Source organism: Polaromonas sp. JS666 (assembly GCF_000013865.1).
Taxonomy (GTDB): Bacteria; Pseudomonadota; Gammaproteobacteria; order Burkholderiales; family Burkholderiaceae_C; genus Polaromonas.
The window spans coordinates 2,735,276-2,758,756 of sequence record NC_007948.1; the positions used below are offsets into that span (position 1 = coordinate 2,735,276).

Annotated in this window: 20 protein-coding genes; 2 read left to right on the forward strand and 18 right to left on the reverse strand. The window is 61.1% G+C overall.

All coding sequences use genetic code 11. From position 1 onward, the window contains the following. Positions 1-18 precede the first annotated feature (18 nt). The 11 genes from bamB to BPRO_RS12985 all read right to left on the reverse strand — a co-directional run bounded on the left by bamB (position 19) and on the right by BPRO_RS12985 (position 11,704). Positions 19-1,164, reverse strand: coding sequence for an outer membrane protein assembly factor BamB (gene bamB / locus BPRO_RS12935; protein WP_011483519.1), 1,146 nt, complete (start codon positions 1,162-1,164; stop codon positions 19-21). Continuing rightward, positions 1,161-1,856 carry a YfgM family protein gene (locus tag BPRO_RS12940; protein WP_011483520.1) on the reverse strand — a complete coding sequence of 232 codons (696 nt, stop codon included), beginning with the start codon at positions 1,854-1,856 and terminating at the stop codon, positions 1,161-1,163. Before BPRO_RS12940 ends, bamB begins: the two co-directional genes overlap by 4 nt. A 72-nt stretch (positions 1,857-1,928) precedes the next feature. Beyond that, positions 1,929-3,236, reverse strand: coding sequence for a histidine--tRNA ligase (hisS, locus tag BPRO_RS12945; protein WP_041389759.1), 1,308 nt, complete (start codon positions 3,234-3,236; stop codon positions 1,929-1,931). Positions 3,237-3,292: 56 nt separating this feature from the next. Further along, positions 3,293-4,567 carry a flavodoxin-dependent (E)-4-hydroxy-3-methylbut-2-enyl-diphosphate synthase gene (gene ispG / locus BPRO_RS12950; RefSeq protein ID WP_011483522.1) on the reverse strand — a complete coding sequence of 425 codons (1,275 nt, stop codon included), beginning with the start codon at positions 4,565-4,567 and terminating at the stop codon, positions 3,293-3,295. Further along, the gene (locus BPRO_RS12955) at positions 4,567-5,619 is read right to left on the reverse strand and encodes a helix-turn-helix domain-containing protein (protein ID WP_011483523.1); all 1,053 of its coding nucleotides are present in this window, start codon (positions 5,617-5,619) and stop codon (positions 4,567-4,569) included. Before BPRO_RS12955 ends, ispG begins: the two co-directional genes overlap by 1 nt. Beyond that, the gene (gene pilW / locus BPRO_RS12960) at positions 5,612-6,421 is read right to left on the reverse strand and encodes a type IV pilus biogenesis/stability protein PilW (RefSeq protein WP_011483524.1); all 810 of its coding nucleotides are present in this window, start codon (positions 6,419-6,421) and stop codon (positions 5,612-5,614) included. Before pilW ends, BPRO_RS12955 begins: the two co-directional genes overlap by 8 nt. After that, on the reverse strand, positions 6,418-7,566 hold the full coding sequence (rlmN, locus tag BPRO_RS12965; RefSeq protein WP_011483525.1) for a 23S rRNA (adenine(2503)-C(2))-methyltransferase RlmN: 1,149 nt from the start codon (positions 7,564-7,566) through the stop codon (positions 6,418-6,420). The genes pilW and rlmN overlap by 4 nt, the downstream gene beginning before the upstream one ends. A 79-nt stretch (positions 7,567-7,645) precedes the next feature. Further along, on the reverse strand, positions 7,646-8,071 hold the full coding sequence (ndk, locus tag BPRO_RS12970) for a nucleoside-diphosphate kinase (RefSeq protein WP_011483526.1): 426 nt from the start codon (positions 8,069-8,071) through the stop codon (positions 7,646-7,648). 117 nt (positions 8,072-8,188) lie between these two features. Beyond that, positions 8,189-9,823, reverse strand: a complete 1,635-nt coding sequence (locus BPRO_RS12975) for a pseudouridine synthase (protein ID WP_011483527.1) — start codon at positions 9,821-9,823, stop codon at positions 8,189-8,191. Between the two features lie 10 nt (positions 9,824-9,833). Then, positions 9,834-10,568, reverse strand: a complete 735-nt coding sequence (gene scpB, locus BPRO_RS12980) for an SMC-Scp complex subunit ScpB (protein ID WP_011483528.1) — start codon at positions 10,566-10,568, stop codon at positions 9,834-9,836. Positions 10,569-10,669: 101 nt separating this feature from the next. Continuing rightward, the gene (locus BPRO_RS12985; protein ID WP_011483529.1) at positions 10,670-11,704 is read right to left on the reverse strand and encodes an RluA family pseudouridine synthase; all 1,035 of its coding nucleotides are present in this window, start codon (positions 11,702-11,704) and stop codon (positions 10,670-10,672) included. Between the two features lie 17 nt (positions 11,705-11,721). On the opposite strand from BPRO_RS12985, the gene BPRO_RS12990 reads away from it, so the two are divergent. Continuing rightward, positions 11,722-12,546, forward strand: a complete 825-nt coding sequence (locus BPRO_RS12990) for an outer membrane protein assembly factor BamD (RefSeq protein ID WP_011483530.1) — start codon at positions 11,722-11,724, stop codon at positions 12,544-12,546. On the opposite strand, the gene BPRO_RS12995 is transcribed toward BPRO_RS12990, so the two are convergent. Next, positions 12,509-14,515 (reverse strand): ATP-dependent DNA helicase, encoded by a 2,007-nt coding sequence (locus BPRO_RS12995; protein ID WP_011483531.1) that lies wholly within the window; start codon positions 14,513-14,515, stop codon positions 12,509-12,511. The genes BPRO_RS12990 and BPRO_RS12995 overlap by 38 nt on opposite strands. Continuing rightward, positions 14,515-14,718, reverse strand: coding sequence for a DUF465 domain-containing protein (locus BPRO_RS13000; RefSeq protein ID WP_011483532.1), 204 nt, complete (start codon positions 14,716-14,718; stop codon positions 14,515-14,517). Before BPRO_RS13000 ends, BPRO_RS12995 begins: the two co-directional genes overlap by 1 nt. Before the next feature lie 86 nt (positions 14,719-14,804). Between BPRO_RS13000 and BPRO_RS13005 the strand changes: the two genes are divergently transcribed. Continuing rightward, entirely contained in the window at positions 14,805-15,566 is a 762-nt protein-coding gene (locus BPRO_RS13005; protein WP_011483533.1) for a PP2C family protein-serine/threonine phosphatase, read from the forward strand. A 166-nt stretch (positions 15,567-15,732) separates the two neighbouring features. Here the strand turns inward: BPRO_RS13005 and BPRO_RS13010 are convergent, their stop codons facing one another. The 5 genes from BPRO_RS13010 to BPRO_RS13030 all read right to left on the reverse strand — a co-directional run bounded on the left by BPRO_RS13010 (position 15,733) and on the right by BPRO_RS13030 (position 23,318). Next, a complete protein-coding gene (locus BPRO_RS13010; protein ID WP_011483534.1) occupies positions 15,733-16,380 on the reverse strand; it encodes a hypothetical protein in 648 nt (215 codons plus the stop codon). Continuing rightward, positions 16,377-17,480, reverse strand: coding sequence for a cell division protein ZapE (gene zapE, locus BPRO_RS13015; protein ID WP_011483535.1), 1,104 nt, complete (start codon positions 17,478-17,480; stop codon positions 16,377-16,379). The genes BPRO_RS13010 and zapE overlap by 4 nt, the downstream gene beginning before the upstream one ends. 19 nt (positions 17,481-17,499) lie before the next feature. Then, positions 17,500-18,927: a dihydrolipoyl dehydrogenase gene (lpdA, locus tag BPRO_RS13020; protein WP_011483536.1), complete on the reverse strand. Its 1,428-nt coding sequence runs from the start codon at positions 18,925-18,927 to the stop codon at positions 17,500-17,502. Positions 18,928-19,094: 167 nt separating this feature from the next. Further along, positions 19,095-20,363 carry a 2-oxoglutarate dehydrogenase complex dihydrolipoyllysine-residue succinyltransferase gene (odhB, locus tag BPRO_RS13025; protein ID WP_011483537.1) on the reverse strand — a complete coding sequence of 423 codons (1,269 nt, stop codon included), beginning with the start codon at positions 20,361-20,363 and terminating at the stop codon, positions 19,095-19,097. Positions 20,364-20,426: 63 nt separating this feature from the next. Further along, positions 20,427-23,318 carry a 2-oxoglutarate dehydrogenase E1 component gene (locus BPRO_RS13030; RefSeq protein WP_011483538.1) on the reverse strand — a complete coding sequence of 964 codons (2,892 nt, stop codon included), beginning with the start codon at positions 23,316-23,318 and terminating at the stop codon, positions 20,427-20,429. Positions 23,319-23,481 lie beyond the last annotated feature (163 nt).

Here is a 23,481-nt window from a genome sequence, read left to right on the forward strand (position 1 = left end):
GTATTTCGTGTATTTCGTTTACTCAGGCTTGAAACCGTAAACCCCACCGTTGTGGGTCACGGCGATCAGCGTGTTGCCGGCGAGCACGGGAGCCGCGGCAATGGCCGAGCCGTCGGTCGGCAGGCGATTAAGGAGAGAGCCGTCTTCCCGCGACAGCAAATGGATAAAACCGCTGAAGTCGCCAATCGCCACGGAACGCCCCACGATCAGGGGTGCCGTCAGGCTGCGATAACGCAGGCGGTCTGTGGTCCAGCTTCGCTCGCCATCGGTGCGCCGCCAAGCGATCACCGTCCCGTCGGCTTCCGTGCCAAACAGCATGCGGTCATCGCCATGAATACCCTGCATGCCATTGGCCGGCTTGGCCCACAACAGGCTGCCGCGCGCGGCATTGACGCAGCCAATGCTGGCCTGGAAGGCCCGCGCACAGACATTGTCGCCGTCCCGGCTGACACGCCCTACCAGGTCAACCAGGCGTTCCACATCATTGATGCCGCGCGGCGAAGCAATGGGCGCCTCCCATCGAATGCTGCCGTTGGCGGGGTTCAGGCCCGCAAGGCGGCCAGCGAGGCCCACCACCAGCGTATCGCCAACCGCCAGCATCACGCCAGACTGGCGCAGCACCAGGGGTTCGGTGGGTCGTTGCTGCGCCCACAGCTTGCGCCCCGTCTGGCCATCAAAAGCAGTGACCGACCGGTCCGCTGCCAGGACGAACACCCGCGCACCGGCTACAAAAGGGGCGGTGAAGGCTTGCGCATTGAGTTTCTGGCGCCAGATTTCCCGCCCATCCTGCAGGGCAACGACCTCGTTGGCCTTCGTGACCACGGCCAAAACCTTGCCGTCGCTGCCCACACCTGCTGCAACCGGCGTATTGAGACTCGCGCGCCAGAACTCCCGGCCTGTCGCAGCATCCAAAAGGGCGATCGTACCGTCGCCGCTCGCAATGGCAACGCTGGTGCCCGAAACAGCCACGTCCAGAGGGAAATCGACCTGCCCAATGCGGGTGTTCCAGCTCTGGCGAGCGGATACCAGGGCCGTCACCGGCTGCAGTTCGGCCGGCTGGGGCTTGGTGGCGCCGCCAAAGCAGCCAGCCAGCAGAGCTACAAAACAAATGGCCAAGGGCAGCCGAGAAATCTGGGCCAGGGGCCTAAAAGACTGCATCATCATTTCTTCACCTCGGTATTGGCTGCGGTCGTTGTCAGTTTGGTGGAACCTGCGGTGGGATCAACGCCAAGCGCATTGAGTTTGACCTCCACCAGGCGCCGGTACTCGGCACGCTCGTCGAGCCCCTTGTAGGCTTTTTCATATTCCACCCGGGCTTCGGTTTTCTTGCCCTGGGCGGCCAGGATATCGCCGCGGCGGTCGGCTGCCAGAGCCGCAAAATCTTTCGGGAAAGAAGCGGACAGCTGCTGCAGGGCTTCGTCGTAGGCTTTCTTTTCCAGCAAAAGACCGGCTAGTCGCAACCGGGCAATGGCCTGATAACCCTCGTCAGAAGCCTTCTCGGCCACCCCGGTCAAGGCGGCGCGGGAAGCGTCCAGGTTGCCCTTGTCGTAATAGGCCCTGGCGGCGAGCAGACCGGCTTGCTGGGCATAGGTGGTGCGGCCAAAACGGTCTTTCATGTCCGCCAACGAACGGTCAATCCTGGCCTGATCACCCGACTGAACAGCGCGCTCGATTTCGTCGTACATCACGGAAGCCTGCGCCGCCTGGCTGCGCTGCCAGTACTGATAACCGTTCCAGGCCGCAAAAATGCCAAACACGGCGATCAGGCCCCAGGTGATCAGGTCGCCATACTGCTTCCAGAAATGCTTGAGTTCATCAAGTTGTTCCTGCTCTTCCAAATCGAGATGTTTTGCCATAAAAGTCTGCTTGTTCTGCCCGATAACGGCGCGGATTGAGGTGGGGTGATTGTAGGGGGGCGAAATGCAAGGCTAGGCGCGCAAGGCGTGAGCCCAGGCGGACACGTCGTCCAGTGGCTGCAAGGTTTGCACCTGCGCCACATCAGCCTTTTCCCCCCGCAGCGGTTTGACGGCAACGTGCCCCTGCGCCAGCTCGGCCGGACCGAAAATGAGGGCAAACCGCGCGCCGCTGCCATCGGCCTTCTTGAACTGGGACTTCATGCTGCCCATGCCGTCGGCGCTGGCACCGGCGTGCATCTGCACACTCACCCCCGCCGCGCGCAAGGCCTGCAGGGTTTGCAGAACGACGGGCAAGGCAGATGCCTCGGGAATCACCGCATAGGCATCGGGTACCGGCGGCGTGACGGCAGCGCCCTGCTCCTTGATGAGCTCCAGCACACGCTCTACGCCCAAGGCCCATCCCACTGCCGGCGCGGCTTTGCCGCCCATCTGCTCAATCAGGTAGTCATAGCGCCCTCCGGCGCAAATGGTGCCTTGGGCGCCCAGCCGGTCGGTCACAAACTCAAACACCGTGAGGTTGTAATAATCCAGCCCGCGCACCAGTCGGGGATTCAGGGTCCAGGGGATGCCGTTGGCATCGAGGATGGCTTTAAGTCCCTCAAAATGCGCCAACGACTGGGGCCCCAGAAAGTCGATCAGCCGGGGGGCGCTGTCTACCACTGCTTGCATGACCGGATTCTTGGTGTCAAGAATGCGCAGCGGATTGCTGTGCAGGCGCCGGCGTGCTTCCTCGTCCAGGACGTCGGCATGTTGTTCCAGGTGGGCGATCAGTTGGGCACGGTGCTGGGCACGCTCATCGGGCTGACCCAGGCTATTGATTTCCAGGCGCCAATCGCTCAGGCCCAGCTCCTTCCAGAGCGCCGCGGCCAGCAAAATCAGCTCGGCATCCACTTCCGGTCCGGCAAAACCCAGTGCTTCGGCGCCAATCTGATGAAACTGGCGGTAACGGCCACGTTGCGGGCGCTCCCGACGGAACATCGGGCCCATATAGTAGAGGCGCTTGCCGCCCTCATAGAGCAGGTTGTGTTCGGTGACCGCACGAACCACGCTGGCGGTATTTTCAGGCCGCATGGTGAGGTGGTCATGATCACCATACTTGTCCGCACGGTCTTCGAAGGAATACATTTCCTTTTCGACGATGTCCGTGACCTCGCCAATCCCCCGCACAAACAGCTGCGTGTGCTCAAGAATGGGGGTGCGGATATTACGGTAGGCATAGCGCCCCATCAGCGTGCGGACTTTGTCTTCGAGCCACTCCCAGCGCGCCGAATCCGGCGGCAAGATGTCGTTCATGCCCTTGACGGCGGTGAGTTTTTCGATTTTGGCCAAGGGTAATTTCTCCGTCTGGCCGGCATTCATTTTTTCAGGCATGGGATTCACGCGGCTTCGGCGACGGACTGCGTGCCAAAGCGTTTTTCAATGTAGTTTTCAACGATGACCTGGAACTCCTGCGCAATGTTGTCTCCGCGCAGGGTCAGCTTCTTCTCGCCATCAATAAATACCGGTGCGGCCGGCGCCTCGCCCGATCCAGGCAGACTGATGCCGATATCGGCATGCTTGCTTTCACCGGGGCCATTGACGATACAGCCCATCACCGCGACCTTGAGCGCTTCAACGCCCGGGTACTGCGCGCGCCAGACCGGCATCTGGGCCCGCAGGAAGTCGTCAATCTGCTTGGCAAGCTCCTGAAAGGTGGTGCTGGTGGTGCGGCCACAGCCGGGACAGGCGGTGACGCTGGGGACGAAGTTGCGCAGCCCCAGGGCCTGGATGATCTCCGAAGCAATCACCACTTCCTGGGTGCGGGCCTCGCCGGGCTGGGGGGTCAGGGAGACGCGAATCGTGTCGCCAATGCCTTCCTGCAGCAAAATCGACAGCGCGGTGGCGGAGGCGACCGTGCCTTTGGTGCCCATGCCGGCCTCGGTGAGGCCGAGGTGAAGGGCGTAGTCGCTGCGTTTGGCCAATTCGCGGTACACGGAAATGAGATCCTGGACACCGCTCACCTTGCAGGACAGGATGATCTGGTTACGCCGCATGCCCATTTCCTCGGCACGGCGGGCGGAATCAATGGCCGAGGTGATCAGCGCCTCATACATGACCTGCCTGGCATCCCACGGGGTGGCACGCGCACTGTTGTCGTCCATCAAGCTGGCCAGCAGTTCCTGGTCAAGGCTGCCCCAGTTCACCCCGATGCGCACGGGCTTGTTCCAGCGCATGGCGACTTCAATCATCTGGCCGAATTGCCGGTCGCGCTTGTCGCCCTTGCCCACGTTACCCGGGTTGATGCGGTATTTGGACAAGGCCTCGGCACAGGCCGGGTAATCCGTCAGCAGGCGGTGACCGTTGTAATGAAAGTCACCAATCAGCGGCACGTCGATGCCCATGCGATCCAGCTGCTCCCGAACGTGAGGCACGGCCTGCGCCGCCTCAGGCGTGTTCACGGTGATGCGAACCATTTCGGAGCCAGCCAGCGCAAGCTCCTTGACCTGAATGGCTGTACCAATGGCATCCACGGTGTCCGTGTTGGTCATGGACTGGATACGCACCGGCGCGTCGCCGCCCACGGTAACCACGCGGGAGCCCCAGGCAACCAGCGCCTGGGTAGAACGCCGTGCTTTCGGAAAAGCCGACTCGATGGGAAGGCAAGGCTCCACTATTTCACCTCGAAACGGGCCACGTTATCCCGGGCAACGGCGGTCAGGTCGAATGCCCGGCCGCGCACCTGCACCTGGGTGGCGTCGGCCCGGCCAACCACAGCCGCCAACGGCAAGGCGCCGGACGCGCCGGCGACCTCACCCGGAGCCAGCGTACGGCGCAGGACAACCGCCCCCTTGGCATCAGTCACTTCAACCCAGGACTCCTGCTTTGCGCGAAACGTCACAATGCCGCCGGGTACCGCGGTCACGGGTGCACTGGCGGCCAAAGCCGCACCAGGAGACGTCAACGTGGCAACAGCAGTAGCGACGGGAGCAACAGGCAGAGTTGACTGCATGGCAACCTGCGGCGTTACAGGGGCCCCTGCCACGTCTCCCGGCGGGGCAGCGGGAGCCAGGCCTTCTGCAGCGGAAGCACTGGCAACATTGATTGCAGCCGACACTTCCGGTGCGGCACCACTGGCAAGGCTTGCACCCGCCATGACCATCGTCGCAGGCAAAGACTGTGGCTTCTCAGTGGCGGCAACGGCCAGCCCATCCTCAGCCTCCCGCTTGACTGTGACCGGCTCTTCAGCAACTCCAGGCAGGAAAATCAAAACCAGGGCACCCAATAGCAAGGCAAGCACAGCCAATACAGCGGGCCGCGAGGCATGCTTCCAGGGGGAAGCGCGCGGGCCATCAGCAGGCGAACTAAACGGCGCGTTGATGCTGGCGCTTCGCTGGGCCAGCCTGGGGGCCGGCGATTGAGGCATGCGCTCAAGCACCTGCGTGGGATCTATTTTCAAGGTTCGGCACACGCTGGAGGCAAGCGCACGCACAAATACCGCGTCCGGCAGCAAATCAAAACGATCCTGCTCCAACGCTTCAAGCTTCTTGACGGGAACTTTCAGCGAGGCAGCCAGCGCCGCAATATGAAGGCCCGCAGCCTCTCTTGCATCCCGAAGCAGGTCACCGGCCGTGCACTGGGGCGCAGGCATGGCCTGGCTGTGGCTGAAGCTGGAACCCGCCTCCGAATCGAAGCTGGCTGCCAGCGCTGGGTCGAAGTTACTCATTGAAAGCACCTTTTTCGTAGGCGGCAGCTTGGGGAGACTGGGCAAAGCGCTTTTTCAGCTGATCGGCCAACTGCAGCACTGCCTCGCGATTATTCAGTTTCCGTTCGGTCTTGATGCCCAGCCAGAGCGTTTCGGCATTTGCGAGCTCGCTGTTGTTCAGACGGCGTATATAGAACTGCGCCCGAGTCAGATCACCACGTTCATAAAGAAGGGTCGCGAGGTTGTAGCCGGTCACTGGATTGCCGGCATCCAGCTCATAGGACTGCATCAGGCTCTGTTCCGCCTCGGCACGCTGCCCCGCGCGAACCTGGCAGACACCTTGCGCCATCAATGTTTTGGCCTTGCCGCCGTAGGTCGGATTGGCAACGGCCTGGGCAAAGGATCTGAAAGAATCTTCATAGCGGGCCTGCTGGCAAAGCAGCCACCCGTAGTTGTGCGCCACATCGCCATCGCGGGGGTTCAGCGCGAGCGCACGGCGAAAACTGTCTTCGGCCAATGGAATGTCATTGAGCCGCATATACACCAGCCCGCGCACGTTGTAGGCATCTACAAAAGTGGGGTCTATGGCAAGCGATTGCTTGATTTCATCCAGCGCAACATTGGGCTGGCCCTGTTCAAAATAACCGGTGGCCAACTCAAGCCGCAGGCGTGCACGCCTGCGATGGTCGGGTTCATCCGACTCGGTAACGATGTCGCTCCGGTTACCGGAGGGCCCGGACATTCCTTGCTGGCCGGCACACCCTGCCAGTAACACAGCCACCCAGCAGGCTGACATGCAGATCACATTGCCGGAAAACCTCATACATCCATCCCCTTTGCAACAACCACTTTGATGCCGCCGAGCATACCTTGCCGTTGCGCCGCGATGCGCCGGTCTACGCTGGTCCGGTCCTGAACATCGCCAGCGAGTTGACCACAGGCCGCGTCAATGTCATCACCGCGGGTCTTACGCACCGTGGTCACGATGCCCGCATCCATCAGGATTTTGGCGAAGGCGGCAACCTGCGGCATGGCTGAACGCTTCAGGCCCGACGCCGGAAACGGATTGAAAGGAATCAGGTTGAATTTGCACGACAGGCCACCTGCCGAATGATTTTGCATCAGCGCCACCAGCTGGCGCGCATGTTCGGGCTGGTCATTCACCCCGTCAAGCATGCAGTACTCAAACGTGATGAAGTCACGCGGCGCAGACGCCTGATAGCGGGTGCAGGCCTGCAGCAATTCAGCGATCGGGTATTTTTTATTGAGTGGCACCAGGCTGTCGCGCAGCGCGTCTTGCGGAGCGTGCAACGACACAGCCAGCGCCACCGGACAGTCCTTGGCCAGCCTGTCGATCATGGGCACGACGCCCGACGTCGACACTGTCACACGGCGACGCGACAAACCGTAACCATGGTCATCCAGCATGACCCGCAACGCGGGTACCAGTTGCGAGTAGTTCTGCAAGGGCTCGCCCATGCCCATCATGACCACATTCGAAATCACACGCTCCTGCCGGCCCAGGTGCTGGCGCAGGAAATGCTCTGCAAACCACAGCTGGGAGACAATTTCCCCCGTAGTGAGGTTGCGGCTGAAGCCCTGGTGCCCGGTCGAGCAGAACCGGCACCCCACGGCGCAGCCGGCCTGGGATGAAATGCACAGGGTTCCCCGATCCGTTTCGGGGATGAAAACGGCTTCAATGACGTCACCGGCGCCAACATCGAACAGCCATTTGATGGTGCCGTCTGCCGAGTCGTGACGGGACACCACTTTCGGCCCCTGGATATGGGCCGAACCGGCGAGTTTTTCACGCAGCGATCTGGCCAGATCTGTCATCTGCCCAAAATCAGAGGCGCCTTTTTGATGAATCCAGCGAAACAGCTGGGTTGCGCGAAAGCGCTTTTCGCCGAGCCCTTCGCAAAAGGCGGCCAAGCCCTCCAGATCGTAGTCAAGAAGGTTGGCTGTCATTGCAGAGGGCGACAGGCTGGACCGCCCCAGGCAAGCGACGACCCTGGCGGGGAGTAGCAACGCATGGGGGGCAGCATGATTAACGCGAGTAAATATTCATGCCCGGGAAGAAGAATGCAATTTCCGCCTGGGCAGTTTCGACGGCATCCGAACCATGGACGGCATTGGCATCAATGCTGTCAGCAAAATCGGCGCGAATCGTGCCGGCTGCAGCCTTCTTCGGATCGGTCGCGCCCATCAGGTCGCGGTTCTTCAGAATGGCGCCCTCGCCTTCCAGCGCCTGGATCATGACGGGACCGGAAATCATGAACGACACGAGGTCCTTGAAGAAGGGACGCTCCTTGTGCACCGCGTAGAAAGCCTCAGCCTCGCCCTTTGAAAGGTGAGCCATTTTGGCCGCCACGACTTTCAGGCCGGCGGCCTCAAAACGTGCATAAATCTGGCCAATGACGTTTTTTGCAACTGCGTCGGGCTTGATGATGGAGAGAGTGCGTTCGATCGCCATGAATTTTCCTTAACCTTGGATTTTTAAATGATTCAGAAACTGAATACAGCCTCTGATTTTAACCTGTGGGCTGATCTGTTCGAATCAACCCTGTGAAGTAAAGTGCTTCTGGCGCGCTCAACGATTTCCGCCGCGATTACCGCCACCACCACGATTGCCGCCTCCGCGGTTTCCGCCACCACCCCCGCCGCCACGGCGCTGCCCCCCACCGGCACCGCCCATGCCAGATCCCCCGCCGCCACTGCGGCGTTGCCCCTGACCTTGACCTTGACCTTGACCTTGCCGCTGCCGGGTGAAGGTATCCGCACCGATATAACCAAAGGATGTCTTCATCGGATCGGGCTGCTGGGCCCCCCCGGCGCTTTTGTCACCCCGGTCCCCACGGTCATCGCGCCGCTTTGGTCCCTGCGGACCATTTCCCGCAGCCTGTCCAAAGCGAGGGGGTGAACCGGGGTTACCCCCCTGCCCACGACCTTTCCCCCCGCGGCGCCTGTTGCCCCTGGGCGCAGAGTCCGTCCGGTGCATTGGCGGCTGCAGCTCATTGGGCTCCTGCTCGGCATCGGCATCGGCGGGCTGAAAGTCATCGGCTTGCCCGCTCTCGGGGGCCGGCAGGCGCCCGCGGTCACCGCGCGAGCGCTCATTTCGGCGAGGGCCGCGGCCTGGGCGGAATTCGCCACCTTCGTCGCCGCGAACATGACCCGGGTGTTTGGGCGCGCCCCGCGGATCCGCCCGGGACTCGGAGCGGGTGACCGCATTGGTCAGCGCCCAGATATCCCGTTCATCCAGTTCGACGAATGCGCCCCGCTTCAGTCCGCGCGGCAACAGCATGGCGCCGTAGCGGATCCGAATGAGACGGCTGACCGCGTGGCCCACCGCCTCGAACATGCGGCGAACCTCACGATTGCGCCCCTCGGATATGGTGACCCGGTACCAGCAATTGGCACCCTCGCCGCCACCGGCCTCGATGGAGCTGAACTGCGCCACGCCATCATCCAGGGTCACGCCTTCCAGCAGGCGCTTTTTCTCCTCGTTGCTCAGCGCACCCAACACCCGCACCGCATACTCGCGCTCTAGGCCAAAGCGCGGATGCATCAGCTTGTTGGCCAGCTCGCCCGAACTCGTCAACAAGAGCAAGCCTTCGGTGTTCAGGTCAAGACGCCCGACGGACTGCCATTTACCCTGAAACAATTTGGGCAAGCGCCGGAACACCGTGGGCCGGTTTTGCGGATCGTCGTGCGTCACAACCTCTCCGCTGGGCTTGTGATACGCAATCACGCGAGGCGGCGGCGGATCAATTCGCACGCGAATGGGCTTACCGTTGACCTTGACGGTGTCGCCGAACTGGATGCGCTGCCCGATGTGAGCCGGCTCGGCATTGACCGAAATGCGTCCCTCGAGAATAAGCTGCTCCATCTCCAGGCGGGAGCCCAACCCGGCTTGCGCCAGCACCTTGTGCAGCTTGGGGGTTTCCGGCTGAGGCGACAGCACCCGCTTGGGCAACTCGAGCGCCACATCGTCTTCATCAGCGTCAAACTGCCCGGTCACCACGTCCTCGAAACGGATAGTGCTGGTCGCAGGCTGCGCCACCGGCTGTCCGGCGGGCTGCGCTAACGCCACGGCCTTTTCTTGGGGCTTATCAGCTATTAAATCAGGGGCGTCCTGCCCGGATTTTTCTGTCGCAGCAGGTTTATTTTCATCTTCGCCCGGCTGAGTGGGCGGGAGGTCGGAAGCCGGGTGGTCTGGTTGATTCATGCTTTTACATTCATGCGTAAGGTTCGCTGTCGGTCCGGTCACGGGGCTCAGATTGGGAAAACTCACCGGCATTCGCCGCAGAAGCTTCCAGGACTTCCGGAATGTCCGGATCCAGTTCCAGCACGGCCGCCTCGTCGTCCACGATCTCGAGCGCGGGCGCATCTTGCGGCTCCGGCAACAAAGCGGGCTCTGCACTGCCGAGCTCAAATTGTTCGAGCATCGCAACCTGCCCTGCCGTACTATCCATGGCGGGCAGCTGATCCAGCGACTCAACGCCCAAATCATCGAGAAACTGCCTGGTCGTCGCATAAAGCGCTGGCCGGCCCACGGTTTCCCGGTGGCCAATCACTTCAACCCAGCCGCGATCCTCCAATTGCTTGAGGATCATGCTGTTGATCGTGACGCCGCGAATGTCTTCCATGTCACCACGCGTCACGGGCTGCCGGTACGCGATGATGGCAAGCGTCTCAAGCGTAGCCCGGGTATAGCGGGGCGGCTTTTCCGGATGAAGCCTGTCCAGGTACTCACGCATCTGTGGCCGGCTTTGAAAGCGCCAGCCGGTGGCGACATGAACGAGCTCCACCCCCCGTCCAGCCCAGTCGTTCTGCAAATCCTCAAGTACCAGCTTGAGGCTGTCGGCGGTTAATACCCCGTTAAACAGCACCCCCATCTCACGCAAAGGCAGCGGTTGCTGCGCGCAGATGAGTGCTGTTTCGAGGACGCGCTTCGCATCCGTCGTATTCATGATTGGTCGTTCCGAAAAAAGGCGGGGAAAAGCGCTTGTTCGCGCATTGCGTCCATGCGCAACCTCCTTGCCAGGGGCGCCATGTTGCGGGTAGCTGAAAACTACGAACTTTGATTGTATATCAGGCCGACATCCGCTATAGCCGCCCGTAAATCAGGCGGCGGCGGCGACCTGAATTCCATCGGGGCACCGGTCACGGGATGTTCAAATGCCAGCCGGCAGGCATGCAGCGCCTGGCGCTCCAACCCCGCAGCAACTGCCCCGCCGTACAACCCGTCGGATATCAAGGGGTGACCCAGAAGCGCCATGTGCACGCGAATTTGATGGGTGCGGCCGGTATGCAGCTTGCACTTGACCAGACAATGCCGCTCGCCGTTTTGCAGCAGGGATATCACCGTCAAGGCCGGCTTGCCGGCGTTTTTTTCCAGGTCAACGGCGGCCATGCGCAGGCGGTTGCGGGGATCCCGGCCGATGGCCGCGCTCACCTCCCGGGTCCGTGCCCCCTGCCATGCACCGTGGGCCAGCGCAATATATTCCCGGCTCACGCTCCGGGCGGCGATCATGCTCACCAGCTGATCCATCGCCTGTCGCTGGCGGGCGACCACCATCAGCCCGCTGGTATCCTTGTCGAGACGATGCACGATGCCGGCGCGCGGCAAAAAGGACGCCTGGGGATCACGCGCCAGCAAGCCATTGAGCAGGGTGCCGCTCCAGTTACCGGGTGCGGGGTGCACAACCAGGCCGGCCGGTTTGTCGATTACCAGCAGATAGGGATCCTCAAACACAATGTCCAGCGCCATGGCTTCCGGCTTGAAGGCCTGGCTTTGAGGTGTGGGCCGCAACTCTATGATGAGCTCATCGCCGGCCTTGACCTTGGCCGACGGCTTGGTGACTGCCCGGCCATTGAGCTGCACCACGGCTGCTTCGATCAGCTGTTGCAGATAGCTGCGGGAGAACTCAGGCACAATGCCGGCCAAGGCCCGGTCAAGGCGTGCGCCATGACTCCCCGCGGGAACCATCACCCGCCGTAACTCCAGCTCGACACTGCTGTCAGCTTCATCCTGAGCCTCATCAGAGGGGCTATTGGCCGCAACAGCGCCCGATATAATCAATTTGCTTTGTTCAGAATCAGTCATCAAGAAGGTCGATCGCAATGTTTTCCACCAAATTATCGGTTGTTCCCAATGCATCGCCGCTTGTCGCAGCCGTTTGCGCATTGTCTTTTGTAGTTGCAGGCTGCTCCACGACGCCCGAGCCGGATAAAACCGCCACCTGGAGCCCCAACAAGATTTACGCGGAGGCGAAAGACGAAGCCAGCTCAGGCGCCTACGACAAGGCCATTCCCCTTTACGAAAAGCTGGAAGGCCGGGCGGCTGGAACGCCCCTCGCGCAGCAGGCCCAGATTGAAAAGGCCTATGCCCAGTACAAAGGCGGTGAGCAGCCCCAGGCGATCGCAACCCTGGACCGGTTCATGAAACTGCACCCGGCCAGTCCTGCCATGGATTACGCGCTGTACCTCAAAGGCCTGGTGAACTTCAACGACAATCTTGGCCTTTTCTCGTTCATCTCGCGTCAGGATTTGTCAGAGCGCGATCAGAAGGCAGCCAAGGAATCGTTCGAGTCGTTCAGGGACCTCGTGAACCGCTTTCCAGACTCACGCTATACGCCGGATGCGCGCCTGCGCATGGCCTACATTGTGAATTCGCTGGCGCAATCGGAAGTGCACGTCGCCAGGTACTACTATTCCCGGGGCGCCTACGTTGCCGCCATCAATCGGGCCCAGGCCGCCATCGCGGAGTACCGCGATGTTCCCGCGCTCGAAGAGGCTACCTACATCCTCTACAAATCCTACGACGCACTGGGCATGGTGGAGTTGCGCGATGACATGCGCCGCATCATGGAAAAATCCTACCCACAGAGCCAATACATGAGCAAGGGCTTCAAGTCGGTAGACAACCCATGGTACAAGTTCTGGTAAGGGCCTCCAGCCTTTCCATTAACTCCTGCTCCGATGCCAGGCGCTGCATCGGCGGGAGCGCTCTCAGCAAACGCCGCCCATAGCCCATGGAGGCCAGCCGGCCGTCGCATACCACCAGGATGCCCTGGTCGGTTTCCCGCCGTATCAGGCGTCCCGCGCCCTGCTTGAGTGCCACGGCGGCCTCCGGCAGAAAGTAGTCGTTGAAGGCACTGCGCCCCTGGGACTCGAGCAGCTTGGCCCGGGCCTCTGCCAGCGGATCGTTCGGCGGAGGAAAAGGCAGTTTGTCGATAATCACCAGCTGAAGCGCATCACCAGGGACGTCAATGCCCTCCCAGAACGACGCCGACGCCACCAGTACACAGCCCCGGCCGCCCTGGGTGTTGCCCTCCCGAAAGCGCTCTATCAAGATCCGCTTCGGCATCGCCCCCTGAACAAGCACTTCCAGGTCACCCGACTCCTCAAAGGCAAGTTGAAGCGCCTCGCCGATCATCCGCAATGCCCGCAACGTGGTGGTCAGCACCATGGTGCGCCCGCCCAGTTGCTGCGCCCACGCCGCGGCAGATGCTGCCACCTTGGCCGTATGGGACGGATCTCCCGGCTTGGGGAAGTCTTGCGGCACATACAGCGCTGCCTGCCGCTCATAGTCAAAGGGACTGCCGACCTTCAGCACCTGGGCGTCAGCCAGTCCGCAAGGCTGGGTGAACCAGCTCAGCTTGTCGTCGTCCCCCAATGTGGCCGAGGTAAATACCCAGGATTTCACGCCCTCCTCGCCGGCCCCGAGCACCTTGCTTTTCATGGCCTTCGAGATATCCAGCGGTGACTCGACCAGCCGCAGCTGTGTACCCACATCAACCCACCGGACACAGCCAGGCTCGCAGGCCTGGACAAAACCTTCAGCACGCGCGGCCAGTTCTGCCGCACGCTCATGCAGACGGACAAAGTCGGGGGCAATCTCGCTGACCGTATCCAGCGCGGCGCAGGCCTGCACACAGGCGGCATGCACCGCCGCGACGGCCTCGCTCCAGCCGGAAGCGCTCAGGCCGTCGGGCGTCTCGCCGGTCCAGCGCAGCTTGGTGCCGGGGTATTGCTTGCCGGCGCACAGGCGCAACTCGCGGGCCGCCTGCTCGGTGGCGCCCACAACCTGCTGCCAATCCACGAGGCCGCGAGCCAATTGCAGCCCGGCCGCCAGCATGTCGCGGGCAAAATCCAGCAATTGGCCAGTCGTGAGGTTTCGCCCCAGAAACTGCACGCCCGTCTCGTTCAGCTGATGCGCTTCATCAAAGATCGCGATACGCACGGAAGGCAGCAGTTCTGCCACGCCAGATTCGCGAACCGCCAGGTCGGCGAAAAACAAATGGTGGTTGATGACGACCACGTCAGCCGCCATGGCCTCCCTGCGGGCAAGGTTCACATGGCAGGCTCGAAAGCGCGGACACTGCGCGCCCAGGCAATTCTCCCGCGTCGACGTGACCAGCGGAATCACCGGCGAACGCTCATCCAGGCCAGGCAGTTCCGCTAGATCACCCGTTCGCGTCGCCTGCGACCATTCTTCAATTTTTGCCAGCGTGCGCGTTGAAACACCGTCGGGCAGATGAGCATCTTGGCGGGCCATCTCCATGCGATGCAGGCACAAATAGCTGCCCCGCCCCTTGAGTAGCGCCGTGCGCACCGGCAAACCCAGCGCCTCGACCAGCCGGGGCAAATCGCGGCCAAACAGCTGATCCTGCAAGGCCTTGGTCGCGGTGGACAACAGCACCCGTTCACCGCTCAGCAAAGCCGGAACTAGATAGGAAAAAGTCTTACCCACACCGGTGCTGGCCTCCACGACGAGCGGGTAAGCACCTTCGATCGCGCGCGCCACTGCCAGCGCCATCTCGGTCTGGCCACTGCGCGGCACAAAATGCTCGGCAGCGCGCGACAAAACGCCATCCGTAGCGAATGCCTCTTCCACTTCAAACAGGAGATTCATCAGGCGGGCTCGGGAGGATCCAGCGAGGATTCGAGCTGCGAAATCTGGTCGCGCAGCAGCAGGCGGCGCTTTTTCAGGCGCCTGAGCAGGAGTTCGTCAATGGGCAGGGTGTGCACCGCCAGGTCAAGCAGGGCATCCAGGTCCGCATGCTCGATTTTGAGTTCGATCAGCTGCCGTTCCGGGGAATGTAAATTTAAGTCCAAGGTTTTTTGTCCGTACGCGCTGCTTCATCTGATAATACGTCGATTGAGGCCATAAATCGAGTCTTGCCGACTTGAACTATCAAACGATGTCCAAAGGTTATCGAATCACAGCGTCCACCGGAATCCATAAGGGCGACCGGGACTATCAACAAGACCAGGTCAACCTGTATACCCACATTCGTATTCCGGGTTGCATGCTGGGCATAGTGGCTGACGGCATGGGCGGACGAAGCGGCGGGCGCAAAGCCTCCGACCAGGTCATGCTCACCGCCAAACAGCTTTTTGAGCGCTATGCACCGGATATTGATGATGCGCCCTCCATGCTCAAGCAGATCATTGAAGAGGCTCATCTTGTCATCAAGCTGACAGCGCTTTCTGCTGAACAGGAGCCGCACAGCACGCTGGCAGCCTTTGTCATCAATCCTGGCGGAGACTGCCACTGGGCGCACACCGGTGACTCACGGATTTACCACTACCACGGCAACAAGCTGATCCACAGAACGGTGGACCATTCCTACGTACAGACGCTGGTCGACAAGGGTGAGATTACCGAAGAGGAGGCCAATGTCCATCCGCAATCCAACATCTTGATGGGTTGCCTGGGAACAGAAGAATCACCCCCCATCACCCTGCACTTCATCCCGCAATTGCGTCCGGATGATGTGTTGCTTGCATGCAGCGATGGGGTATGGCACTACTTCAGCACCAGTGAAATCGGATCGGCTTTGTCCATGCTGTCGCCGCGCGAAGCAACCGAGTTCCTGATCCAGAAAGCCAGATCGCGTGCACGGGGTGGCGGCGACAACCTGTCGCTGGTGATCGTCAAGCTCGAACCTTTGGGCCAGTAAGGCCAGGAGTCTGCGCCAGCCGAGGCAGCCTGGGTTCGCAAGACCTGGGCAGTGTGTATGCCCTTGCATGGGTTGCCAAATAGCAAAGCGGCCACTGGCGAAGCGCTTAGAACGTCCCCCTCCCATCCCCGCTGCCCGGCCCGGCATGACGCGGGGCCTGCGGACTTTACTCAGGCAGGGGCAGGGATTTCGCGGGAGGCTTGGTCCGTTTGAGTTGCTCGCTTTCGTGCTGGGCACGCCGCTCCCGGGCTTCCTTCTGGCGCTCATTGAATTTCTGGGTCCCCTCGGCGGCGGCAGCCTCCCTGTCTGCACGCGCCCGTGCTTTTTTCTGCTTGTTTCCGAGCTTGTCAGCTTGGGCCTCGCTGCTGGCTTTTTCACCGGCCTGGGTGTCAGCCCGGTTTTGCTGTTTTTCTTTTTCCCGCGCCAGCCGTGACTGGTAGTCCTCAAAGGCCTTGGCGCGCCGGTCTGCGGCTTCCTGCTGCTTTTCAGCGGATGATTTTTCTTCGGTCTTGCGGATTTGCTCCGCGCCCTTGATTCTTCGCTCCTCGTCATTGAGCAAAATCTCCTGCCGCCGCAGGCCCGCCATCGCCTCGCGCCGCCGGGCATTGACGTCACGCAGACAGCTGTTAACGGCAAACTTCTTGTAACACGCGGCATCTTCCGTCAAAAATCCCGCCTCCAGCCTGGCCCGCTCAGCGCTGATTCTTTCGCGTTCCGCATCAATGCTGCCGACCCGGGCCGCCGGTGCCGGTGCTTGCGCGAACGCAAACGCGCTCAAGGACGCAAGGAGAAAGGCAATGATCAATTTTTTCATGTGAGTGAGGTGTCGACGTCTCTTCGCTCCAGAGCCAGAAATTCCATGGATTGCATTTCACCCAGCCGCGACACAGTGCGGGGAAACTCATGCACCAAGGGCCCCTCCGTGTACAACGCATCGGGGGCAACGGCGGCCGACATGATCAACTTTACACGCCGGTCATAGAGCACGTCCACCAGCCAGGTAAAACGCCGTGCCTCGGAGGCCATCCTCACAGGCATGTGGGGCACATCACTCAACAGCACCGTATGAAACTGCGTGGCAATCTCAAGATAATCGTTCTGCGAACGCGGGCCGCCGCACAGGGTCTTGAAATCAAACCACACCACGCCTCCGGCCTTTCGCCGGGCATGAATCTGCCTCGATTCGATATGCAGTACAGGACTTTCGTCGTGTGATTCGGCCAGCCGGTTAAAGGTTTCCGTCATCTCGGCGTCCGCCTGCGGTCCCAGCGGCGTGTGATACAGCTTGGCCTGCTCCAGTGTGCGCCTTCGATAGTCAGTCCCGTTGTCGACGTTGATGACCTCCAGTCTGGCTTTCAGCAGGCCTATCGCCGGAAGAATGCGATCGCGGTGCAGGCCATGCGGGTAGAGCTGGTCGGGATGAAAATTCGAGGTCGTGACGAAGCCCACACCATTGTCGAACAGGGCCGCCAGCAGCCGATGCAGAATCATGGCATCGGTGATGTCCGACACATGGAACTCATCAAAGCAAATCAGCCGGTAGCGTTTGGCGATACGCTTGCCCAACTCATCAAGGGGGTTCACCGTGCCCTGCAGGTCCTGCAGCTCACGATGCACTTCGCGCATGAACTCGTGAAAATGCAGACGGATTTTTCGCCTGAGCGGTACCGCGCCATAAAAGCAGTCCATCAGGAAACTCTTGCCCCGACCGACTCCCCCATACATGTAAACGCCACGGGGAATATCGGGCCGGTTGATCAGCTTCTTGAACGCGTTTGAACGCTGCTCCTTGAACGCGGCCCACTCACCCGCACAGCGCTCCAGGGCATCGACCGCACGCAACTGGGCGGGGTCACTCGTGTAACCCCGCGCCACCAGTTCAGCCTCGTAGGCCGAGCGCACCAGCTGTGTCACCGGTCCGGTATCCAGGGTGTCAGAAGTTCAGGGTACGCTTGTCCACTGCCAGCGCGGCCTCTTTCGTGGCCTCGCTCAAGGATGGATGGGCATGGCAGATGCGCGCGATGTCCTCGCTGCTGGCGCGGAACTCCATGGCCACCACACATTCGGCAATCAACTCGCTGGCAAACGGTCCCACAATGTGCACGCCCAGGATTTCATCCGTGGCCGTATCGGCCAGCATCTTGACCATGCCGGTGGTGTCGCCCAAAGCGCGCGCCCGGCCATTGGCCATGAAGGGGAAGGTGCCAGCCCGGTAAGCGCGTCCTGCGGCCTTCAGCTGCTCTTCCGTCTGGCCCACCCAGGCGATCTCGGGGTTGGTGTAAATCACCCACGGAATGGTGTTGAAGTTGACGTGGCCGTGCTGGCCTGCAATGCGTTCAGCGACCGCAACGCCTTCTTCCTCGGCCTTGTGCGCCAGCATCGGCCCGCGCACCACGTCGCCGATGGCCCACACATTCGGCAAATTCGTCTTGCATTCATCGTCCACCACGATGGCGCCGCGCTCATCGAGCTTCAGCCCGACCGTTTCAGGCGCCAGTCCGATGGTGTTGGCAACCCGGCCAATCGAGACGATCAGCTTGTCCACATCAATTTTCTGGGCCTGGCCCTTCGCATCCACATAGGCCACGGAGACACCGTTTTTACCCGACTTGACCTCGCCCACCTGGACACCCAGCTCGATCTTCAGGCCCTGCTTGACGAAGGCCTTGTACGCCTCTTTGGCAATCTGCTGGTCAACGGCACCCAGGAACGTGGGCAGGCCTTCCAGAACCGTGACCTCGGCACCCAGACGGCGCCAGACTGAACCCATTTCGAGGCCGATCACGCCGGAACCGATCAAACCGAGCTTTTTGGGCACGGCACCGATGCGCAGCGCGCCGTCGTTCGACAGAATGCTCTCTTCGTCAAAAGGAGCGCCGGGCAGCGCGCGGGCATTCGAACCCGTGGCCACAATGATGTGCTTGCCCGAAAGCGTTTCTTCCGCAGCGCCCGCGACCTTGATGTCGTAGAGACCGTCCTTGGCAGCGGCAAAGGAGGCGCGGCCATGGAAGAAGGTGACCTTGTTCTTCTTGAACAGGTACACGATGCCATCGTTGTTTTGCTTGACGACCGTGTCCTTTCGACCCACCATCTTGGCCAGGTCCAGGCTCAGGCCCTTCACTTCAATGCCGTGGTCGGCGAAGTGGTGACCGGCCTGCTCGTAATGCTCGGACGACTGCAACAGGGCCTTGGACGGGATGCAGCCTACATTGGTACAGGTGCCGCCCAGGGCAGGCCCGCCCTTGGCATTTTTCCACTCGTCGATACAGGCGACGTTAAAACCCAACTGGGCGGCGCGAATGGCGGCAATGTAGCCGCCGGGGCCGCCGCCGATGACGATCACGTCGAATTGTTTGGACATGTTGTTCTTTCAATAAAGCTGCCGGTGGCAATACCTCGATTTGCTCTCGCACCGGCGAGCGAAGCAAAGCCTGTTCGCGAGACACCGCGGAACCGGCTTTGCCGGGCCGCAGGTGTCGCCCCCTTGAGGGGGGAGGCCGCTACACGCAGTGAGCGGCAACAGGGGCGTCAAATATCAAACAGCAAGCGGGCCGGATCTTCCAGCGCTTCCTTCATGGCCACCAGGCCCAGCACGGCTTCGCGGCCATCAATGATGCGGTGGTCATAGCTCATGGCCAGGTAGTTCATCGGGCGAACCACAATCTGGCCGTTCTCGACGACTGCCCGGTCTTTCGTGGCGTGCACGCCCAGAATGGCGGACTGCGGTGGGTTGATGATGGGCGTGGACAGCATGGAGCCGAACACACCGCCGTTGGAGATCGAGAAGGTACCACCCGTCATCTCTTCGATGCCCAGCTTGCCATCGCGCGCCTTGGCACCATATTCGGCGATCTTCTTCTCGATGTCGGCAAAGCTCATCTGGTCGGCATTGCGCAGGATGGGCACCACCAGGCCGCGCGGTGAACCGACAGCAATACCGATGTCGAAGTAGCCGTGGTAGACGATGTCGTTACCGTCGACCGACGCGTTCAGGACCGGGTACTTCTTCAACGCATGCACTGCGGCCTTCACAAAAAAGCTCATGAAGCCGATCTTGACGCCATGCTCCTTCTCGAATTTCTCCTGGAATCGCTTGCGCATTTCCATCACGGGAGCCATGTTCACTTCATTGAAGGTAGTGAGGATGGCGTTGGTGGATTGGGACTGCAACAGGCGCTCGGCCACGCGCGCACGCAGGCGGCTCATGGGCACACGCTGCTCGGGACGATCGCCCAGGTCAGCGGGCTTCACCTGCGCGGCGACCTGAGGCAAGGAAGTGGTCGGAGCCCCCGTAGGAACTGGGCTGGCAGCTACAGATTTGACAGCACCGGCTGCTGTTGCGCCGAGCACATCACCCTTGGTGACACGGCCGTCCTTGCCGGTCCCAGGCACAGAGCCGGCCGCCAGGTTGGCGTCCGCCATCAGCTTGGCAGCAGCCGGCATGGGCACACCGGCCATGGAACCACCCGCCGCAGGGGCCGGCACAGATGAAGCTGCAGCTGCAGGAGCAGCGGCCGCTGCCGCCGCTGGAGCCGGCGCACCAGCGCCTGCCTTGCCCTCGGTATCAATTCTCGCAATCACCTGGTCGGACACCACGGTGCCGCCATCGGCCACCACCAGCTCGGTCAGCACACCGGCCGAAGGCGCGGGCACTTCCAGCACGACCTTGTCGGTTTCGATTTCAATCAGGATTTCGTCGATGGCAATTGCCTCGCCGATTTTCTTTTTCCACTGCAGCATGGTGGCTTCCGCCACGGACTCGGACAATTGGGGGACTTTGACTTCTACGATAGCCATTTTGTTTCTTTCCGATATGTTCTTGTGTTCCGCGGGCGCACGAAGGCCCGGGGATCCTGGTTCTTACTTGGTCAGCACAAAGCCCTTGAGCTTGCCAAACGCGCCGTCCACCAGCGCTTTTTGCTGCTCCTGATGCAGGTACGAATACCCGGAGGCCGGTGACGCCGAGGCTGCACGGCCTGAGTAGCCGAGCTTCTGGCCTTCGAACATGTTCTCGTGGATGTAATGCTGCACAAAGAACCAGGCGCCCTGGTTTTGCGGCTCGTCCTGGCACCACACAAGGTCGGTGACATTCGGGTACTTTTTCAGCTCCGCCGCAAACGCCTTGTGCGGGAAGGGGTAGAGCTGCTCAACACGCAAAATCACCACATCGTCAGCGCCCTTTTCTTCGCGCTTCTTAGCCAGGTCGTAGTACACCTTGCCAGAGCAGGCAATGATGCGCTTGACCTTGTCGGCCTTCTTGATGATCTCTTCCTTGTTCTCGGGAATGATGGTCTGGAAGCTGCCTTTGGTGAACTCGGACAGCGGCGACGTGGCGTCCTTGTTGCGCAGCAGCGACTTGGGCGTCATGATCACCAGAGGTTTGCGCAGGTTGCGCACCATCTGGCGGCGCAGCACGTGGAAGATCTGGCTGGCGGTCGTCGGCTGAACCACCTGCATATTGGTATCGGCAGACAGCTGCATGAAGCGCTCCAGGCGTGCCGAGCTGTGCTCGGGCCCCTGGCCTTCGTAGCCATGCGGCAGCATCAGCGTGATGCCGTTGACGCGGCCCCACTTCACCTCACCGGAAGCGATGAACTGGTCAATCACGACCTGCGCACCATTGGCGAAGTCGCCGAACTGCGCTTCCCAGATCACCAGCGTATTGGGATCGTTGGAGGCATAGCCGTACTCGAAGGCCAGCACCGCTTCTTCCGAGAGGATGGAGTCGATCACCACAAACGGGGCCTGGTTCTCAGCCACATTCTGCAGCGGCACGTAGGTGCCGGTATCCCATTTTTCACGGCTCTGGTCGTGAATCACGGCATGGCGATGGGTGAAGGTTCCGCGACCGCAGTCTTCACCCGACAGGCGCACCGGGTAGCCGCTGGCCACCAGCGAGGCAAACGCCATGTGCTCGCCCATGCCCCAGTCCACGGGGATGTCACCGCGGCCCATGGCTGCGCGGTCGTCATACACCTTCTTGACGAGCTGGTGCGGTGTCACGCTGGAAGGGATGGCGGTGATTCTGTCGGCCAGGCGTTTCCATTCGGCCATGGGAATGGCGGTGTCCCCCGCGTCGGTCCACTTTTTGCCCAGATAGGGAACCCAGTCAACCGCATACTTGCTCTTGAAATTGGTCAGCACTGGGTCAAACGTGCTCTTGCCGGCGTCCAGCGCTGCGCGGGTGGCCTTGACCATGTCGTCGCCCAGCGTGTCGCCCATGCCCTGTGCAGACAGCTTGTCGGCATACAGGCGGCGGGTTCCAGGGTGCTGCGCAATCTTCTTGTACATCAGTGGCTGGGTCAGTGCAGGCGTGTCCTGCTCGTTGTGGCCCAGTTTGCGGAAGCAGATGATGTCCACGACGACATCTTTCTGGAATTCCATGCGGAACTCAAGCGCCAGCTGGGTAGCCAGCACCACGGCCTCCGGGTCATCGCCATTGACGTGCAGCACCGGCGCTTCAATCATCTTGACCACATCGGTGCAGTACAGCGTGGAACGGCTGTCACGCGGGTCGCTGGTGGTAAAGCCGATCTGGTTGTTGATCACGATGTGCACCGTGCCGCCCGTGAAATAACCGCGGGTTTCGGCCAGTGCCAGCGTCTCCATCACAACGCCCTGCCCTGCAAAGGCGGCGTCACCATGCACCAGAACCGGCAACACCTGCAGTCCTTTCGGATCGGCACGGCGGTCCATGCGGGCACGCACCGAACCCTCCACCACGGGGTTCACGATTTCCAGGTGCGAAGGGTTGAATGCCAGGCTCAGATGCACCGGGCCACCAGGGGTGGTCACGTCGGAGCTGAAACCCTGGTGGTATTTCACGTCACCGCTGGGCAGATCTTCAGGGGCGGTATGGTCAAACTCGGCAAACAGGTCAGCCGGCACTTTGCCCAGCGAGTTGACCAGCACATTGAGGCGGCCCCGGTGGGCCATGCCGATGACAATTTCCTGCACACCCTTGATGCCACCCTGCTGGATCAATTCATCCATGCTGGCGATGAAGCTTTCGCCGCCTTCGAGCGAGAAGCGCTTCTGGCCCACGTATTTGGTGTGCAAAAAGCGCTCAAGGCCTTCCGCTGCGGTGAGCCGGTCAAGGATGTGGAGTTTTTTCTCTTTTGTGAGATTGGGCTTGCTGCGAATCGATTCCAGCTTTTGCTGCCACCAGCGCTTCTGGTTCTGGTCGGTGGCATACATGTACTCGGCGCCGATCGTGCCGCAATAGGTCTCGCGCAGCGCGTTGATCAGCTCACGCAAGCTCATGGTGTCTTTGCCGAAGAAGGTGTTGCTGGTGTTGAACACCGTTTCCTGGTCGGCATCGGTGAAGCCGTAGAAAGACGGCTCCAGCTCGGGAATCTTGTCGCGCTCGGCGCGCTTCAGGGGGTCGAGATCAGCCCAGCGGGCACCGACGTTGCGGTACGCGGCAATCAGTTGCTGGGTGGCCGTGCGCTTGCGCCCCATTTCTGAGTCGGCACCGCTGGCCTCCCCGACTTTGGTCTGGCCCTGTTTGGCACGCTCGGCAAAGGCGTTGACGACGGGCAGGTGCGGCACGTCTTTGGCATTGCTGCCATCCACGGCGGGAACATGCTGGAGTGCGTCGAAGTAATCGCGCCAGTTATCGGGCACGCTGCCAGGATTGGCAAGATAGTTTTCGTACATCTCTTCGACATAGGGCGCATTGCCGCCGAAAAGATAAGTGTTGCCGTTATAGGCAGAATAGACAGATGCAGGTGTCTGCGAGCTGGAACTCATATCCGCTGACCTCCGTTTCCCTTGGGGAAACATTAGCTGGTTAAAGCTGGTTGATTAACCTTCCGCAACACGGCTGGACCGATTAGCGGATGCGACTGTGGCAGGAAGGGCCTTCAGAAACAGGCTAGATTGTGCCACCGAACTGCGGCAGCGCCAAAATTGG

Coding starts and splice junctions, on each gene's coding strand:
- bamB (WP_011483519.1), bottom strand. CDS start 1,164: ATGATGATGCAGTCTTTTAGGCCCCTGGCCCAGATTTCTCGGCTGCCC.
- BPRO_RS12940 (WP_011483520.1), bottom strand. CDS start 1,856: ATGGCAAAACATCTCGATTTGGAAGAGCAGGAACAACTTGATGAACTC.
- BPRO_RS12955 (WP_011483523.1), bottom strand. CDS start 5,619: ATGAGTAACTTCGACCCAGCGCTGGCAGCCAGCTTCGATTCGGAGGCG.
- pilW (WP_011483524.1), bottom strand. CDS start 6,421: ATGAGGTTTTCCGGCAATGTGATCTGCATGTCAGCCTGCTGGGTGGCT.
- rlmN (WP_011483525.1), bottom strand. CDS start 7,566: ATGACAGCCAACCTTCTTGACTACGATCTGGAGGGCTTGGCCGCCTTT.
- ndk (WP_011483526.1), bottom strand. CDS start 8,071: ATGGCGATCGAACGCACTCTCTCCATCATCAAGCCCGACGCAGTTGCA.
- BPRO_RS12975 (WP_011483527.1), bottom strand. CDS start 9,823: ATGAATCAACCAGACCACCCGGCTTCCGACCTCCCGCCCACTCAGCCG.
- scpB (WP_011483528.1), bottom strand. CDS start 10,568: ATGAATACGACGGATGCGAAGCGCGTCCTCGAAACAGCACTCATCTGC.
- BPRO_RS12985 (WP_011483529.1), bottom strand. CDS start 11,704: ATGACTGATTCTGAACAAAGCAAATTGATTATATCGGGCGCTGTTGCG.
- BPRO_RS12990 (WP_011483530.1), top strand. CDS start 11,722: ATGTTTTCCACCAAATTATCGGTTGTTCCCAATGCATCGCCGCTTGTC.
- BPRO_RS12995 (WP_011483531.1), bottom strand. CDS start 14,515: ATGAATCTCCTGTTTGAAGTGGAAGAGGCATTCGCTACGGATGGCGTT.
- BPRO_RS13005 (WP_011483533.1), top strand. CDS start 14,805: ATGTCCAAAGGTTATCGAATCACAGCGTCCACCGGAATCCATAAGGGC.
- BPRO_RS13010 (WP_011483534.1), bottom strand. CDS start 16,380: ATGAAAAAATTGATCATTGCCTTTCTCCTTGCGTCCTTGAGCGCGTTT.
- lpdA (WP_011483536.1), bottom strand. CDS start 18,927: ATGTCCAAACAATTCGACGTGATCGTCATCGGCGGCGGCCCCGGCGGC.
- odhB (WP_011483537.1), bottom strand. CDS start 20,363: ATGGCTATCGTAGAAGTCAAAGTCCCCCAATTGTCCGAGTCCGTGGCG.
- BPRO_RS13030 (WP_011483538.1), bottom strand. CDS start 23,318: ATGAGTTCCAGCTCGCAGACACCTGCATCTGTCTATTCTGCCTATAAC.